The sequence below is a fragment of the Microbulbifer mixtoriginis (SeqCode) genome (assembly GCF_052466715.1).
Map to the genome: position 1 here is coordinate 1,133,723 of NZ_CP174288.1, position 15,197 is coordinate 1,148,919.

16 protein-coding genes are annotated in these 15,197 nt (G+C 50.6%); 6 read left to right on the forward strand and 10 right to left on the reverse strand.

Going from position 1 to position 15,197, the window contains the following annotated elements; genetic code table 11:
• Nucleotides 1–82: 82 nt before the first annotated feature.
• Nucleotides 83–976: a LysR family transcriptional regulator gene (locus tag ACJJH9_RS05025; RefSeq protein ID WP_444924513.1), complete on the reverse strand. Its 894-nt coding sequence runs from the start codon at nt 974–976 to the stop codon at nt 83–85.
• Nucleotides 977–1,084: 108 nt separating this feature from the next.
• On the opposite strand from ACJJH9_RS05025, the gene ACJJH9_RS05030 reads away from it, so the two are divergent.
• The 5 genes from ACJJH9_RS05030 to ACJJH9_RS05050 all read left to right on the forward strand — a co-directional run bounded on the left by ACJJH9_RS05030 (nt 1,085) and on the right by ACJJH9_RS05050 (nt 5,703).
• Nucleotides 1,085–1,762 carry a histidine phosphatase family protein gene (locus tag ACJJH9_RS05030; RefSeq protein ID WP_444885646.1) on the forward strand — a complete coding sequence of 226 codons (678 nt, stop codon included), beginning with the start codon at nt 1,085–1,087 and terminating at the stop codon, nt 1,760–1,762.
• A 35-nt stretch (nt 1,763–1,797) separates the two neighbouring features.
• Nucleotides 1,798–3,030 carry an acyl-CoA dehydrogenase family protein gene (locus ACJJH9_RS05035; RefSeq protein ID WP_444924514.1) on the forward strand — a complete coding sequence of 411 codons (1,233 nt, stop codon included), beginning with the start codon at nt 1,798–1,800 and terminating at the stop codon, nt 3,028–3,030.
• Nucleotides 3,023–4,078: a phosphotransferase gene (locus tag ACJJH9_RS05040; RefSeq protein WP_444924515.1), complete on the forward strand. Its 1,056-nt coding sequence runs from the start codon at nt 3,023–3,025 to the stop codon at nt 4,076–4,078. The genes ACJJH9_RS05035 and ACJJH9_RS05040 overlap by 8 nt, the downstream gene beginning before the upstream one ends.
• Before the next feature lie 70 nt (nt 4,079–4,148).
• Entirely contained in the window at nt 4,149–4,925 is a 777-nt protein-coding gene (locus ACJJH9_RS05045; RefSeq protein WP_252085107.1) for an SDR family oxidoreductase, read from the forward strand.
• A gap of 1 nt (nt 4,926) precedes the next feature.
• Nucleotides 4,927–5,703 (forward strand): SDR family NAD(P)-dependent oxidoreductase, encoded by a 777-nt coding sequence (locus tag ACJJH9_RS05050; protein ID WP_444924516.1) that lies wholly within the window; start codon nt 4,927–4,929, stop codon nt 5,701–5,703.
• Between the two features lie 162 nt (nt 5,704–5,865).
• On the opposite strand, the gene ACJJH9_RS05055 is transcribed toward ACJJH9_RS05050, so the two are convergent.
• The 5 genes from ACJJH9_RS05055 to dinB form a co-directional block, all read right to left on the reverse strand.
• Entirely contained in the window at nt 5,866–6,630 is a 765-nt protein-coding gene (locus ACJJH9_RS05055; RefSeq protein WP_444924517.1) for a substrate-binding periplasmic protein, read from the reverse strand.
• Between the two features lie 493 nt (nt 6,631–7,123).
• On the reverse strand, nt 7,124–7,672 hold the full coding sequence (locus ACJJH9_RS05060) for a hypothetical protein (RefSeq protein WP_444924518.1): 549 nt from the start codon (nt 7,670–7,672) through the stop codon (nt 7,124–7,126).
• Nucleotides 7,673–7,743: 71 nt separating this feature from the next.
• The gene (locus tag ACJJH9_RS05065) at nt 7,744–8,193 is read right to left on the reverse strand and encodes a hypothetical protein (RefSeq protein WP_444888413.1); all 450 of its coding nucleotides are present in this window, start codon (nt 8,191–8,193) and stop codon (nt 7,744–7,746) included.
• Between the two features lie 13 nt (nt 8,194–8,206).
• A complete protein-coding gene (locus ACJJH9_RS05070; protein ID WP_444885638.1) occupies nt 8,207–8,728 on the reverse strand; it encodes an RNA polymerase sigma factor in 522 nt (173 codons plus the stop codon).
• A gap of 445 nt (nt 8,729–9,173) precedes the next feature.
• Entirely contained in the window at nt 9,174–10,253 is a 1,080-nt protein-coding gene (gene dinB / locus ACJJH9_RS05075; RefSeq protein ID WP_444924519.1) for a DNA polymerase IV, read from the reverse strand.
• An 85-nt stretch (nt 10,254–10,338) separates the two neighbouring features.
• On the opposite strand from dinB, the gene ACJJH9_RS05080 reads away from it, so the two are divergent.
• Nucleotides 10,339–10,881, forward strand: a complete 543-nt coding sequence (locus ACJJH9_RS05080; RefSeq protein WP_252085114.1) for a carboxymuconolactone decarboxylase family protein — start codon at nt 10,339–10,341, stop codon at nt 10,879–10,881.
• A gap of 44 nt (nt 10,882–10,925) precedes the next feature.
• On the opposite strand, the gene ACJJH9_RS05085 is transcribed toward ACJJH9_RS05080, so the two are convergent.
• From ACJJH9_RS05085 to mutS, 4 genes are all read right to left on the reverse strand, one after another.
• On the reverse strand, nt 10,926–11,093 hold the full coding sequence (locus ACJJH9_RS05085; RefSeq protein ID WP_252085115.1) for a DUF1328 domain-containing protein: 168 nt from the start codon (nt 11,091–11,093) through the stop codon (nt 10,926–10,928).
• 91 nt (nt 11,094–11,184) lie between these two features.
• The gene (locus tag ACJJH9_RS05090; protein ID WP_444924520.1) at nt 11,185–11,853 is read right to left on the reverse strand and encodes a polysaccharide deacetylase family protein; all 669 of its coding nucleotides are present in this window, start codon (nt 11,851–11,853) and stop codon (nt 11,185–11,187) included.
• Between the two features lie 66 nt (nt 11,854–11,919).
• The gene (gene fdxA / locus ACJJH9_RS05095) at nt 11,920–12,243 is read right to left on the reverse strand and encodes a ferredoxin FdxA (RefSeq protein ID WP_252085117.1); all 324 of its coding nucleotides are present in this window, start codon (nt 12,241–12,243) and stop codon (nt 11,920–11,922) included.
• Between the two features lie 137 nt (nt 12,244–12,380).
• Complete coding sequence (mutS, locus tag ACJJH9_RS05100) at nt 12,381–15,041, reverse strand: DNA mismatch repair protein MutS (protein WP_444924521.1); 2,661 nt, start codon at nt 15,039–15,041, stop codon at nt 12,381–12,383.
• Nucleotides 15,042–15,197 lie beyond the last annotated feature (156 nt).

Below are 15,197 nucleotides of genomic sequence, written 5' to 3' on the forward strand. Positions count from 1 at the left end.
TCCTGACGTTTTATTAAGCTATTTGCGTCCCATTCTCATTTGGCTGAAATGCTTGTTTTTAAAGGGATTTTCCTCTGTTCACTTATACAGCCAAAACCGCCAGAAGTTGCTCTCGCAGCCAGCGATTGGCGGGATCTTCTTGTAGATTTTTGTGCCACAACAGATGCCAGTCCATTAGGGGTATTTGGAACGGCAGTTCAAATAGGCGTGCCGAATACTGACTGGCCAGACTTGCTGGCACGGTCAGAGCTAAATCTGTGCGTAATACGATTAAAGGCGCTACTCGGTAGTGTTGTACACGCAGTTTGATGGTGCGTCGCCGCCCCAGTTTGTTCAGTGCTATATCCGCCAGGCCAGGACCCGTGCGCCTACTGGAAACATGGATATGTTCCAGTTGTAAATACTGTTCCAGTGTCAGGCTCGACTCCCCAGCCAAGGGATGCTCATTGCGCAACATACAGAGATAACGGTCCTGGTGCAGGCGCTGTTGTTGCAGTTGGGGCGCTGTCGCCAGAGGGACATCCAGGGCGAAATCCAACGTATTGGCGGCCAGTTCCTTGGCAAGCTGATCCCTGGGAACGTGAAATGACTCTACTGTTACACCCGGCGCTTCTTTTTCCAGGCGCTCTAAGAGAGGCGGCAGCAGTAGGGTTTCTGCCATGTCGTTCATAGATAGTCGCAATGTTTTGCGTGCCAGGGCGGGGTTGAATTGGCGGTGTTCATTCAGGCTGGTGCCCAGTAGGGAAAGGGCCTGCTGCACCCTAGGCATGATGGACTCCGTAAGAGGGCTGGGAGTCATGCCGGAGGGGCTGCGAATAAATAATGGGTCGTCCAGGGTACGGCGCAGACGTGCCAGGGCATTACTCACTGCCGGCTGGGTGATATGCAACTGCTCAGCGGCTCGGGTGAGGTTGCCCGAGTTATAAATGGCCTCCAGAACCAAGAACAGGTTCATATCCATTTTTTGCAACTGCATCTGTGCCTCAATCATAACCAGTGTGAATGATCATATATTCGCATAATAAACTTTGATGATTCAAACGAGAGGACTAGGGTTGGAGTTCCATAAAAAGAGGAACTCGCTGTGGCCGAATCAATCGTGGTGCGCCATGGACAGGCGTCCTTCGGCGCCGATGATTACGACAATCTCTCCGATATCGGCTGGCAGCAATCCCGCTGGCTGGGGGAATACTGGCGGGGCACTGGCCAGAAGTTTGACCGGATTTTCTGCGGCAGCCTGCGCCGTCATCGGCAAACTACCGAGGGTATCTGTGCAGGCCTTGGCATCGGCTTAGAGGGCCACTTGACGGTGGTTCCCCAATTGAATGAGTTCGACTTCCTTGAAGTAGCTCGCCTCTACAGTGAGAAAAAACCCGCAGCTACCCCCGGCCCCAATGCACCCCGTGCCGACTTTTACCGCTTTCTAATGCAGGGCATGCTCGCCTGGTCTGCAGGGGAAATTGCACCGGCAGAGAGTTGGCAGGCATTCGAAAATCGCATTCGTGAAGTTTTGGATTTAATCAGCGATAGCCCCAAAGGCAGTAAAACTCTGGTGGTCAGTTCCGGTGGGGCTATTGCCATGATGGTGCGGCAGGTATTGGGCGGTCCCCCCGAGTCGGTGATCAAACTCAATATGCAGATACAGAATACCGGCACTACCCGTTTTTTCTCTAGCGCAGGGCAGGGGCTCAGCTTGAACAGTTTTAATCACGTGCCTCATTTGGAGAGAGATGAGCGCCACACTTCCGTGACTTACAGCTGAATTAAAACCTACAACACAATTAAAGGTGAAAAGACATGGAGTTTGAATATTCAGAAAAGGTGCAGGGCCTGTTGGAGCGGCTCAAAAACTTTATGCAGGAATATGTGTATCCCGCTGAGAGTACCTATATACAGCAGTTGCAGGATGACCCCTGGGGCGAGCCCCCTATTATGGAGGCTTTAAAAGAAAAAGCCCGTGAGGCTGAGCTGTGGAATTTATTCTTACCCGATTCCCGCTATGGTGCCGGCCTTACAAACTTGGAATATGCGCCTTTGGCGGAGGAGATGGGCAAGGTCTTATTTGCCTCAGAAATTTTTAATTGCAGCGCCCCGGATACCGGCAATATGGAAGTGCTGACCCAGTACGGATCGGAAGCGCAGCGGGAAACCTGGCTGAGGCCATTGCTGGAGGGCAATATTCGCTCGGCATTCGCCATGACCGAACCCAAGGTGGCCTCCTCCGATGCTACGAATATTGAAACTTCTATCGTGCGCGATGGCGATGAATATGTGATTAATGGTCATAAATTTTATATTAGCGGCCTGATGAATAAGCGCTGTAAGGTCATGATTGTGATGGGCAAGACCGATCCCACTAATCCGGATCGGCATCGCCAGCAATCGCAAATCCTGGTTCCCACAGATACCCCTGGGGTAAAAATAATTCGGCCCATGCAGGTATTTGGCTACGACGATGCTCCGGAAGGTCATGCGGAAGTGATTTTTGAGAATGTTCGGGTGCCTGCGTCTAATCTGATTTTCGGAGAAGGGCGTGGTTTTGAAATTGCCCAGGGGCGTTTGGGGCCGGGTAGAATTCACCACTGCATGCGTTTAATTGGCCAGGCCCAGCGCGCCCTGGAAATGATGGCAGGCCGAGCGGAAAATCGTATTGTATTTGGACGCCCGATGAGCAAGCAGGGCTCAGTGCGGGAGGATATTGCCAGGTCTGCCTGTGAAATTGAGCAGGCACGTTTGCTAACTTTAAAAGCTGCGGCGCAAATGGATCGGCTTGGCAATAAAGCGGCCAAAGACCTGATTGCCATGATTAAAATTGTTGCACCGCAAATGGCCTGCAAGGTGATTGACCGCGCTATCCAGATTCACGGTGCGGCAGGGTTGAGCCAGGACTATAGCTTGGCCCACCACTATGCTTACGCGCGGACTATCCGTTTAGCCGATGGACCAGACCAAGTACATATGATGCAGCTGGGGCGCAACCTGGCTGCCCGTTATGCCACAGAGACTGCACAGGGAGAGGAGCATGTCTGAAACCGTAAAGGAGTCACGTAACTCAGTGGAAGCTTTGCCGCTGGAAAAGTTGCAGGAATACCTCAGCGCAAATGTTGAAGGTTTTTCCGGGCCACTGAAAGTCAGTAAATTTTCCGGCGGTCAATCCAATCCCACCTTTAAGCTGGAAACGCCTTCAAATACCTATGTATTGCGTCGGCAACCCCCGGGAAAACTATTGAAATCTGCTCACGCAGTGGATCGTGAGTTCCGTGTTATGTCTGCACTGGCAGATACCGATGTACCGGTGCCCAAAGTTTTTCATTTATGTGAAGACCGGGAACTGATCGGCTCCATGTTTTACCTGATGGAATACTGTGAGGGGCGGATTTTCTGGAATGCGGAAATTCCCGAGGCGGATGCTCCTTCGCGCAGTGCTATGTACGATGAAATGAATCGGGTGCTCGCCGCATTACATAGTCTCAACATCGACGCCATGGGGTTATCCGATTACGGCCGCCCGGGAAACTATTTTCAGCGGCAGCTGGAACGCTGGACGGGGCAATACCGGGCTTCCGAGACACAGCCTATTGCGGCGATGGAAGAGTTGATTGAATGGCTTGGCAGTGCGCTCCCAGAAGACGATGGTCGGATAGCTCTGGTACACGGTGATTACCGCCTCGACAATATGATTTTCCACCCTAAAGAAGCAAAAGTGATCGCCCTGCTGGATTGGGAACTTTCTACGTTGGGCCACCCATTTGCCGATCTTGCCTATCAGTGCATGCAAATGCGTATGCCTGCTGGGGGTGACAAGATGTCCGGCCTGTTGGGGCTGGATATTGCCTCGCTGGGTATCCCCTCTGAACAGGCCTATGTGGCCAAGTATTGTGAGCGTATGGGGATTGAGGGCATTGATCACTGGCCTTTTTATTTAGCGTTTAGTTTTTTCCGTTTAGCGGCGATAGTCCAGGGCGTGGCCAAACGCGCACAGGATGGCAACGCCTCTAATCGCAATGCGGCCAGCCTCGGCGCCCTGGTAGCGCCACTGGCACAAACGGCAATGAGCATTGCCAGTGAGGCGAGTTAGTTAGAAGGTCATCTCGATACAATTTATTTCGCTTTTTATTGTGCTTTGGAAAAATGATAAGGATAAAAAAATGGCAAAGAATCTTTTTGATCTCACCGGAAAAATTGCTCTGGTAACCGGTGCGAGCCGAGGTATTGGTGAGGCAATTGCAAAGCTTTTGGCAGAGCAGGGCGCCCATGTGCTGGTATCCAGCCGAAAAATTGAAGGCTGTCAGGCTGTTGCCGATGCGATTGTCGATGCCGGCGGTAAAGCGGAAGCGGTGCCTTGCCATATCGGCAATATGGAAGATATCCAGAAAATGTTTTCCGATGTCCGCGAACGCTTTGGGCGGCTGGATATCCTAATTAACAATGCGGCTACCAACCCCTATTTTGGTCATATTCTTGATACCGACCTCGCGGCTTTTGAAAAAACGGTTGAAGTGAATATTCGTGGCTATTTCTTTATGTCTGTGGAAGCGGGCAAGTTGATGCGTGAGCAGGGTGGTGGTGTGATTGTGAATACTGCCTCGGTCAATGCCCTGCAGCCTGGTGTGGGGCAGGGAATCTATTCCATCACCAAGGCGGCAGTAGTCAATATGACCAAAGCCTTTGCCAAGGAGTGTGCCCAGTTCAATATCCGTGTTAATGCCCTATTGCCTGGGCTGACCAAAACCAAGTTTGCCGGGGCACTCTTCACCCACGAGGATATTTATAAAACCGCAATCGGCCATATCCCTATGCACCGTCACGCCGAGCCTGAGGAGATGGCGGGTACAGTACTCTACTTAGTTTCCAACGCCTCCAGTTACACCACGGGCGAATGCGTAGTGGTGGATGGCGGAATGACTTCCTGTGGGGGAATTTAATATGCAAGATCCAATATTGGATTTCGACAACCAGGTTGCTCTAATTACCGGCGCCGCCAGTGGTTTTGGCAAACTGCTGGCTAAAGAGTTGGGATCTCGCGGAGCGCGCTTGGTACTTGGAGATATTAATGAAGAGGGTCTGATGCAACTCGCTGATGACCTGGGTAGTGATGGTATCCAGGTGCGCGCTCAACGTTGCGATGTTTCCTCTGAAGCGGATTGCGTTGCTCTGGTGCGACTGGCCGAGTCTGAGTTCGGTGGCCTGAATATGGCGGTTAATAATGCCGGTATCGCTCCGCCGATGATGTCCCTGAAGCAGACTGACGAAGCAATGATGGACCATCAATACAATGTAAACCTGAAGGGCGTATTTTTCGGTCTCAAACACCAGCTGCCATTAATGAAAGATCGTGGCGGTGTGGTTCTCAATGTTTCCTCTATGGCAGGGCTGGGGGGTGCACCCAAAATTGCCTCCTATGCGGCCGCCAAGCATGGGGTTATTGGACTGACCAAAACTGCAGCAATGGAAAATGCCAAGTATGGTATTCGAGTGAATGCCATTTGCCCATTCTATTGCCTGACGCCAATGGTGACTTCTGTGGAGGCCCCAGGGGCCAGCCCGGAAGAGGTTCAGGCTTTTCTCGCCGAAGGTTGTCCGATGAAGCGTCTTGGTGAGTCGGAAGAAGTAGTAGCGGCTATGTTAATGCTACTCTCTCCGAAGATGACTTATGTTACCGGCCAGGCACTGGCTGTGGATGGCGGTTTATCGGCTTATTGATAGCTGAGGTGAATCAAAATAGGTGCTGTTAATACCTGCACTGCCACCCCTGAAGATTTATTGCCGAGCAAGGGAGAAGGCAGATAGGTGTTAACAGCCCACAACCTGATATTTTTTTGGTTGATGAAAATCAGTCCGCGATGGAGAATCCTAAAAGCAAGCTTATTGCGAAAGGTTTTTGCAGATGTTGGCTTCTGGTGCAACGCTATATCGCTTTAGGAGAGCTTCGTATATTCCTTTATTGCATAGCTGTCTGAGACCGTGATTGAAGGCATCTCTGTCTGCTTTGTTTTTAAATGCCATTTTAAATGTCAGAACAGGTACAACGATTGTATGGATATCGACCTCATTCATAGAGTGGCCATCTTTAGAGGAGAAATAAGAAAAAATACTTTTATCAATGATTATAATTGAGTTGTCTTCCCTCCAGAATTCCCTTACCTGATCTTGAGAGCTTTCTAATTCTACATAATTCTTTGCACCTATCTTTCCGGGAAAGAAGAGCTGGCTAAATTCTGGCCCAAGATCCTTGTGTGCTCCTGTCCAGGTTATTACGTGGTGTCCTACTAGATCCTTTAGTTGATTGATTTTAATTTGATCTTTTTTACGGCTAATTGCGTAGTTGATAAAAGCTATATAGTCATTTGAATAATAGAGGTCTCCATTATTTCCGTGTACGTTCGCTTCGGCCTCTGCCATACCTCGCTCTATTGCTCCAAGAATCTCCCCCCAGCCCATTTGGATAAAAGAGATGGTGTAATCTGGAAGAGACTGGGTGATGACATCAACTTCTAACCCACTCTTCGCCTGATTGATGACATAGGGGGGGGCATCCTGAGATATGGCAATTTTCAATTCTTTGGCGTGGCTTGAGAAGGCGAAGCAGATCAGGAGTAGGCTAAGATGCGATAATATTTTTGCTGGCATATTGATTTCACTTGCTTAGCGGATATCTGAGGTTAATAGGGTAATGTAGATATATTAGGCTAAAGACAATATTTTTTTTGATATGGAGTTTTTGTCTTTTTTTCAAAGGGGGCAAAGGAATATGAGTCTTCGATGTAATAAGTTATTAATGAAGATAGTGTTCTAAAGGGAATATTCAAAGTAAAAATTGATTTCTAAAGAGAATATGGGAAGTCTTAAAGGCGCTGGAAGAGACTCTATAAGAAGATTAGAGATTACTCAGCGATGAATTAACTGTTTCCCGAAGTGAATCATGGGTAAACCATCTATTGATACGAACCCAGAAGCAGCCAAGAAACCAGTTTGGGAGTAGATGGTTGAAATTAAGTGATCACTTATGCTGAGGAAAACTGCTGGGGTTTATGAGTAGGTTATCTTTTTGCTCTCTCTCTAGAGTTTTAAGGGTAAAGAATTTTTGTTGCTACTTTTTATCGCTGTCTTTGAGTTTAAGAAGTCAGAGCGAAGCAAGAGATTGACGGACGATGTTTAAATGGGAAACCGGCATCCCTCTTCTAAAGAATGCACCGGTAAAGTCAATTTCTTGAACTTTTATAAAGTTAGAGACTAGTTGGCTTCCCCAGTAAGGATTTGTTCCCCACCAGCCATATCGACCAGCGCTTCTGGGGTTTCTCTGCAGAAAATTGATCGCTTGCTGAACATTGTCATATCTGAGATAAAAAATTCTATTATCGAAGACACTATGTGCATCGAAGATTATCAGGTGGTTTAGGGATATGCCTTTGCGACCGAGTAAATTGGCCAGGTTGATGGCCGTGGTTCCCCCACGGCTGTAGCCAAGCAGTAATAAGTGCTTCTGCTGTAGAGATGCCCCCACTAGAAAATCCCGGGCTTTACTTTTTTCAGTTGGACCGAACATGGCCCCACCCATTTCGGTAACCCAAGCTCTCAAAGCTTGGTTATCACCGGCATTGGAGCCACCCGCGCCATAGATGCCCACCACGGCCAGCTCACCCTTTGTAACTTTATTGTTTATAAGTGTCATTTTGCACTGCAACGACACTGATGCTTAAGTGTAGAAATAGACGTAGCACACTGGTAAGAGAGCTACTGTTTCTATGGCAGAATCCGACAGCGTTTCTGCGCTGCCTTACGCAGTTCTCGGGGTAAGACCGGTTCCGCAATATTATTTTGTTGTTGGCGCCATTCTTGGCAAAGAGCAACATAGTTTTCGGCACTAACCTGGCTGCGTAATGTTCGCCATGGGTCTTCCTTTACTTCAGGTTCTGGCCGAGGAGGTTGCCACTGGGCAATTTCCTGAGTGGTTAGTTGAATCTCATGATTCTGAGTCATAGCGGGGGTTCGGGCACCAAGGTGCTGTGCCGGATGTACCAACATTAAAAAAGCGGTCACCAAAGCGCAACTCAGGGAGGCTCCGGATAAGATTCGGCCTATATCCTTTTTCGGTTGATAGCCTTTTGCCTGTAATAAGATTCCACTGTCTAACTGTTGCGGTGAGGTAAAAGCTGACGCCTCTTCGCGGTATTGGTGCTCCCAGTTACTCATGCTTCTACCTCAATCACTCTTTTATGGCCTCCACTTGCCAGGGTTTTGCTTGAGATCCGTAGATCAGGGTTTCAATTTGTTGTCGAGCCAACTGGTAATACTCTCGACATTTTTTCAGTGAAATACGCTCTATATCCGCTACTGAGGCCAGGGAGAGTTTGCACTCCATATGCAGTAGCAATACGTTGCGCTGAAGCTTGGGGAGTTTTTGAATAGCTGCGACAACCTTACTCTCACTGGTTAATGCCTCAGATTGTGTAGTGCTGTCTACGTGTTCCCGCAGAGCTTTGTTGACTTGAATAAACAGCCAGTTTCTAAATAGCCGGCCATTAAGTTGCGGAGGGTTCTGTAAGATATTTTCCCACAGGGCCTGTAGCAACTGTGTGGTTGAAGAGGGTGCCATTTGTACGCAGTAGCGATAGAGAGCGTCTTTGTGGCGGTTATACAGTGGCTCAAATACAGCAAGACTGCGTTTCTCCCGGTAATGCTCGAGCAGTTTTTCATCAGAAAATTGTTGGAACGCTTTGCGAGACAAAGTGTTGTGCCTCCGTACGCAGTGAACCCGAAAGCCAGAGGTGGCTTAGGTCTGGATTTATGCGTCGTTGATCATAAAAATTGTAGTCGGTTTAGACATTAAATTTTTTATCCAAGTGAACAACTTTGGGTGCCTATTGCTTTTAGATCCGCCCAAGTTCTCTTGGCCTGCGAAGTATAGATGCCCCTGCTTAGCCAGGGCTTACAGAGGGTAACGGGTAACGCCATAACTTGATGAACGGTCGTTTGGCGCTTTAAACCTTTTTCTGAGGGGTAATTGGCGCGCAATGAATTTTTTTGACTCAAAAATTCTCTTAATAAAGAGTGTTTTCTTTAAAATTGTCGATGTTCGCTTTGTTTGAAAATATGACAGAAAAAATGCGACCGGTTCTGCGGGGGCAGGGCAAACTATTTATAAAAAATAATTTGCTTGAGAAGTCTCCCGGTTAGTGATGTGTCGGCAAATCCGGCAGTGGTAGAGGCAGTTGTAAGGGACCGTGTTCGGCGCGCAGATCTGTTAGCCTCAGACCTACGCCAAGCAGGCGAATGGGAGTCGATCGTTTATCCCAGCATTCCTGCAGTAACTGGCGAAATTCAGAAATTCGACCTGCGCGACTATTGCGTTCATGAGTACTCTGGGAAAAGTCAGCATATTTTACCTTTACGGTGGCACCATTTACCTCATAACGATCGCCGAGTTTTTCCAGGCGTTCCAGCAGTCGCGTATACAGGTGAGTCATTTCCTCCAACCATTCGTTAAACTCACAGAGATCCTTGTTAAAGGTGCGCTCCACACTGACACTCTTGCGAGAGCCATCTCCACTCACTGGGCGATCGTCGATGCCGCGGCTCAGTTCATAGAGACGGCGCCCAAACTTCCCAAAGGTTTTACTCAACTCCACCTGGGAATAGCGCCTGAGGTCGGCACAGGTGTGAATTCCTTGGCGGTGCATTTTCTCTGCTGTTACTCGGCCCACACCATGGATTTTGTTCACCGGTAAACGCAATACGAATTGATCTACTTCCTCTGGCGTGATTACCGTGAGTCCATCGGGTTTACGCCAGTCACTGGCGATCTTGGCCAGGAACTTGTTTGGGGCAACGCCGGCTGAGATCGTAATGCCAAGGGTCTCTCTCACTCTTTGGCGGATCTCCTCCGCCATTAATGTAGCGCTACCCTGGCAGCGCCCACTATTACTGACATCTAGAAAAGCCTCATCCAGCGAAAGGGGCTCAATATCGTCACAGTAATCGAGGAAAATTTCGCGGATCTGCTGACTGACTTCACGGTATTTGGCCATGTTGCCGGGTACTACAATCAAGTCAGGGCAGAGTTTTTTGGCCTGGGCGGTTGGCATGGCGGAGCGCACGCCGTAACTGCGAGCTTCATAATTGCATGTAGAGATTACCCCGCGGCGGTCACTGCTACCACCTACGGCTAGTGGGCGCCCGCGAAGATTGGGATCGTCTCGCATTTCGACCGAAGCGTAAAAACAATCACAGTCGCAGTGGATAATCTTTCTCATGCTGTGATTATATACAGTGTTTTATGGCGCCAGGAAGTTATTTCTGCCATTAGACAGAGTCGGTTTGACAACGGATAGGTGAACGATGAGTAGCATTCCTTTAGTGGAGACCCCTGATTCAGATGAAGCCATCAGGGTATTTGCAGAAATTCAGGATGAGCTGGGTGGGATTCCCAGCCTGTTTAGGATTTATGCCCACCACCAAGGACTGCTGCTAGCTAATTGGCAGAAGTTCAAGGCAGTGATGTTACACGGCTGTCTTTCCGCCCAGCTGAAGGAGGCTATTGGCTTGGCGGTCTCTGCGGATAATCACTGCGACTATGGCATTTACCACCACAGTACCTCCCTGCAAATGCTCGGGGTAACCCCCGATGAAGTCATGCGTATTCGCACAGACCCAAAGAATGTGCACTTTTCCGAGAAGGAGCATGCACTGTTTGACCTAGCTCGCAACGCCAATACATCCCCAGACGATCACCGGCAGCACCTGATCGCTGAGGCACGCAAGCTGGGAGCGGGGGATGATGAGTTATTGGAAGCCCTGGGGGTTATGGAGCTGGTGCTGGGCTTCAACCACCTGGCAGAAGTGTTGGACCTGGTACCAACCAGAACGCCCCACCAAAAATAACCCCGGTGAATTACCGGGGTTAAATTTTGTATAGCGCAAGGGTACTACTTGGGTGGCCGGCCCCTGCCAAAAATCAATGTCAGGACAAAAAGCACAATAAAGATGAAGAAGAGGATTTTAGCGATTTCTGTCGCTGTGGTGGCGATACCACTGAAACCGAAAAATGCGGCTATCAGTGCAATAACCAGGAAAATGATGGCCCAACGTAGCATGGTGGTCTCCAGTTAAGATAGAGGGAACCGGTTGCAAAACTTTGGGGGGCAGACTCCCAACCTCTTAATTGGTAGTGAATGGAGTCGCTAATTACAAATTTCTATCACCGCCAGTATCTGTGACCTTATCCAGGCTAACAAAGTAAAACCCCTGTTTCGTGGTCTGTGCATGGATGAGAGGCAGTGCTGCTGTCACCTCCTCACCATGCGCATACATTGGGTGCAGCATCACCACGCTGCGGTCTTTGGCATTCTGAACTATGTAGTCGGCGATGCGCTCGGGCCTGCTCATATCCACATGCAGGTGAGGCTCCAGGTCCCATTGAGCCAACTCGAAGTTTTGTGCAGCCAAAAGGCTGCCAAGTTCTTCAGAGATACGGCCAAAAGGGGGCAGGATCGCTGGTTTTTCTCGATAGCCATGATGCTGTAAAAGCAGACAAGTCTTTTTGATCTCTGCTTTGGCACTACTCAAAGGTAGATTTGCCAAGTCGACATAGGAGTAACCGTGACTTCCCACCTGGTGGCCGGCACTCACTATGGCGTGTGTTTGATTGGGATAACGCTCCATATCCTTGCCAACCAGAAAGAAAGTTGCGGGTATTTGCAGGGCTTCAAGCTGGTGTAACAGGGATTCGGTTATGCCCGGCACAGGCCCGCCACTAAAAGCCAGGGCAATGCGTTTTTTCTCTTTGGGTTCTGCCAGTACTGCCAGAGACAGGCATAGGAAAATGCTCGATACCGTAAATATTATTATTCTCATTTAATGCGGCAATTTTATCTGGACCAGAAAAGAAAAAAGCCGTCAGAGACGGCTTTTTGTGCTTTGCTATCGCTCGAGAAGGTCGAGCTTGCCTTTCTTGCCATCCCACTCTTCGGCATCGGGTAGCGGGTCTTTTTTCTCGGTGATATTTGGCCAAACCTCGGCGAGTTCGGCATTCAACTCGATGTATTCCTGTTGATCATCGGGCACTTCGTCCTCAGAGAAAATCGCATTGGCGGGGCACTCAGGCTCGCACAGGGCGCAGTCGATACACTCGTCGGGATGGATCACTAGAAAGTTAGGGCCTTCGTAAAAACAGTCTACCGGGCAAACCTCTACACAGTCGGTGTATTTGCACTTAATGCAGTTTTCCCCAATTACGAATGTCATGATTGTCCCTCAATAGTGCACTGATTCTTTCGAGCACGGATTCTATCAATTACTGGCGCGAATTGTAGTGGCTTTTCAGTCGATTTAGTTCACTGTTTATAACAAGTTGCACTGGGCGACAATTGCCGCCCGGCCTTTTACTTCAATAACTTGCGTAAAGCATAGAGCGCTTCCAGGGCCTGGCGCGGGGTCAGATCGTCTGGGTCGAGCTCCTCCAGCGCATCCACTGCAGGGTGGCTGGGACTGCCGAACAGATCGACCTGTTGGGGAGAATCAGCTTGAGTTGGTGCTGAGAGCACTGGCGCTATAGTCGTTTCCGTTGCCTGCTCAGGTGCTTGAGTGGACTCGGGAGTCACTACGGGTACATCTACTGACTGGGCGCCGGCCTCCAAGGCCGCCAAGCGAGTACGGGCCTCTGTGAGTACATCGGCGGGAATCCCCGCCAACTTGGCCACTTGTAAACCGTAACTTTTGGAGGCGGGTCCCTCCTGAATGCGATGCAGGAAGACGATGCCCTCACCGTGCTCTGTGGCGTCCAAGTGGATGTTGGCTGCTTCGGCACATTGATTGGGTAGATCGGTCAGCTCGAAGTAATGGGTGGCGAACAAGGTGAAGGCGCGCACTTTTCCGGCCAGGTAATGAGCGCAGGCCCAGGCCAGGGAAAGACCATCATAGGTACTGGTGCCGCGGCCGATTTCATCCATCAGCACCAGGCTGTGTTCACTGGCATTGCGCAGGATATTAGCGGTCTCGGTCATTTCCACCATAAAGGTGGAGCGGCCACCGGCCAGGTCATCGGCACTGCCGATACGGGTAAAGATGCGATCCAGCAGACCGATCTGGGCGCTGTCTGCTGGGACATAGCTGCCGCAGTGCGCCAGCAGGGCAATCAGCGCAGTCTGGCGCATATAGGTAGATTTACCACCCATATTCGGGCCGGTAATGACCAGCATACGGCGATCGTCGCGCAGCTCGATATCGTTGGCGACAAAGGGTTCGTCCAATACCTGTTCCACCACCGGGTGACGTCCACCGGTGATATGCAGGCCAGGATCGGTGCCCAGCTCAGGGCGGCACAGGCGCAGGTTGTCGGCACGTTCAGCCAAGCAGGCCAGAACATCCAATTCAGAAATACCGGCCGCAGCGGCTTGAAGCTCAGCCAGAGATTCATTCAGTTGATTAATCAGCGCCTCATAGAGGGCCTTTTCCCGCGCCAGGGCGCGGCTCTTGGCTGAGAGCGCCTTGTCTTCGAACTCTTTTAATTCGGGAGTAATAAAGCGTTCGGCATTCTTCAGGGTTTGGCGGCGGATATATTCCGCCGGTGCCTTGTCACTCTGTCCACGGCTGATTTCAATAAAGTAGCCGTGCACCCGGTTGTAACCCACCTTCAATGTGGGGATACCGGTGCGCTCTTTTTCGCGCAGTTCCAGCTGTACCAGGTAATCCCCTGCGTTCTCACTGATAGCGCGCAGCTCATCCAGCTCTTCATCGTAGCCGGTGGCGATTACGCCGCCATCACGTATAACGACAGGCGGATTTTCAATAATCGCTTTTTGCAGCAACTCAACAGTTTCAGGCCATTCACCGATCTGACCGCATAACTCTTTTATTAGAGTGGCATTTGATTCATTTAGCTGCTGTTGGATTTCGGGGAACTGTGCCAGAGACTGACCCAGCCTTGCCAGGTCGCGGGGGCGTGCGGAACGCAGTGCCAGGCGGCCTAGAATGCGCTCCATATCACCCACGGGTTTGAGGGCATCGCGCAGGGGCTCGAAACCATACTCTTCAATCAATGCAGCAATGGCATCCTGGCGGTTGCGCAGGGTAGTGAGCTGGCGCAGCGGGTTGTTCAGCCAGCGGCGCAGCAGGCGACTACCCATGGCGGTTTTGCAGCTGTCGAGAACCGACAGCAGGGTATTATCATCGCCGCCATTCAGGTTCAGATCGATTTCCAGATTGCGACGGCTGGCGCCATCCAGGGCCACGGTTTCATTGCCGCTTTCGGTGTGCAGGCCGCGAATGTGTGGCAGCTCGGTGCGCTGGGTATCCCGTGCATATTGCAGCAGGCAGCCAGCGGCCACTATGGCGCCGTGCATATGACTGCAACCAAAGGCTTCCAGGTTCATGGTGCCAAATTGTTGATTGAGCAGGCGAAGGGCGGTTTCCAGCTCGAACTCCCAAGGCGCACGGCGGCGTACACCGGCACGGCGTTCAATTTCCACTGGCAAAGAGAGATCTTCTGGCGCGAGTAGCTCAGCCGGGTTATGGCGCTGAACCTGCTCGGCCAGGGCTTCCAGAGAATCTGTTTCCTGAACCACAAAACGGCCAGTTGCCAGGTCCAGCAGTGCCAGGCCAAATACATCGCCCAAGTGCGAAATAGCAGCCAGGAGGTTATCGCGGCGATCGTTGAGAAGTGCCTCGTCCGTGACCGTGCCCGGAGTAACAATACGTACTACCTGGCGCTCAACCGGCCCTTTGCTGGTGGCGGGATCACCGATTTGTTCACAGATGGCAACGGAAACACCAGCTTTAATCAGCCGCGCCAAGTAGCCCTCAGCTGCATGGTAGGGAATACCGGCCATGGGTATAGGCTCACCCCCGGACTTGCCACGCGCAGTAAGAGTGACATCCAACAGCTCAGCCGCCTTCTTGGCATCATCAAAGAACAGCTCGTAAAAGTCCCCCATACGATAGAACACCAGCTCTTGGGGATGCTGGGCCTTGATGCGCATGTATTGCTGCATCATGGGGGTGTGTTCGGGTTTCGCGGCCTTAGTCTTGTTTGCGGTTTTTGGCATTTTTCTCTAAGAAAATCAGTAAGTTACAAAAGTGTTCGCAAACCCCAAGAGCTCCGCAGGAGTGGCGGTCGGCTCAGATTGGGGTAGGGGGCAGGTTTCCTGGGGGCTTAATGAGCAGAAGCGTTCGATCAAATAATGAACGGCAAGCCCAAACCT

Coding starts and splice junctions, on each gene's coding strand:
- ACJJH9_RS05025 (WP_444924513.1), bottom strand. CDS start 976: ATGCAGTTGCAAAAAATGGATATGAACCTGTTCTTGGTTCTGGAGGCC.
- ACJJH9_RS05035 (WP_444924514.1), top strand. CDS start 1,798: ATGGAGTTTGAATATTCAGAAAAGGTGCAGGGCCTGTTGGAGCGGCTC.
- ACJJH9_RS05040 (WP_444924515.1), top strand. CDS start 3,023: ATGTCTGAAACCGTAAAGGAGTCACGTAACTCAGTGGAAGCTTTGCCG.
- ACJJH9_RS05045 (WP_252085107.1), top strand. CDS start 4,149: ATGGCAAAGAATCTTTTTGATCTCACCGGAAAAATTGCTCTGGTAACC.
- ACJJH9_RS05050 (WP_444924516.1), top strand. CDS start 4,927: ATGCAAGATCCAATATTGGATTTCGACAACCAGGTTGCTCTAATTACC.
- ACJJH9_RS05055 (WP_444924517.1), bottom strand. CDS start 6,630: ATGCCAGCAAAAATATTATCGCATCTTAGCCTACTCCTGATCTGCTTC.
- ACJJH9_RS05060 (WP_444924518.1), bottom strand. CDS start 7,672: ATGACACTTATAAACAATAAAGTTACAAAGGGTGAGCTGGCCGTGGTG.
- ACJJH9_RS05065 (WP_444888413.1), bottom strand. CDS start 8,193: ATGAGTAACTGGGAGCACCAATACCGCGAAGAGGCGTCAGCTTTTACC.
- dinB (WP_444924519.1), bottom strand. CDS start 10,253: ATGAGAAAGATTATCCACTGCGACTGTGATTGTTTTTACGCTTCGGTC.
- ACJJH9_RS05080 (WP_252085114.1), top strand. CDS start 10,339: ATGAGTAGCATTCCTTTAGTGGAGACCCCTGATTCAGATGAAGCCATC.
- ACJJH9_RS05085 (WP_252085115.1), bottom strand. CDS start 11,093: ATGCTACGTTGGGCCATCATTTTCCTGGTTATTGCACTGATAGCCGCA.
- ACJJH9_RS05090 (WP_444924520.1), bottom strand. CDS start 11,853: ATGAGAATAATAATATTTACGGTATCGAGCATTTTCCTATGCCTGTCT.
- fdxA (WP_252085117.1), bottom strand. CDS start 12,243: ATGACATTCGTAATTGGGGAAAACTGCATTAAGTGCAAATACACCGAC.
- mutS (WP_444924521.1), bottom strand. CDS start 15,041: ATGCCAAAAACCGCAAACAAGACTAAGGCCGCGAAACCCGAACACACC.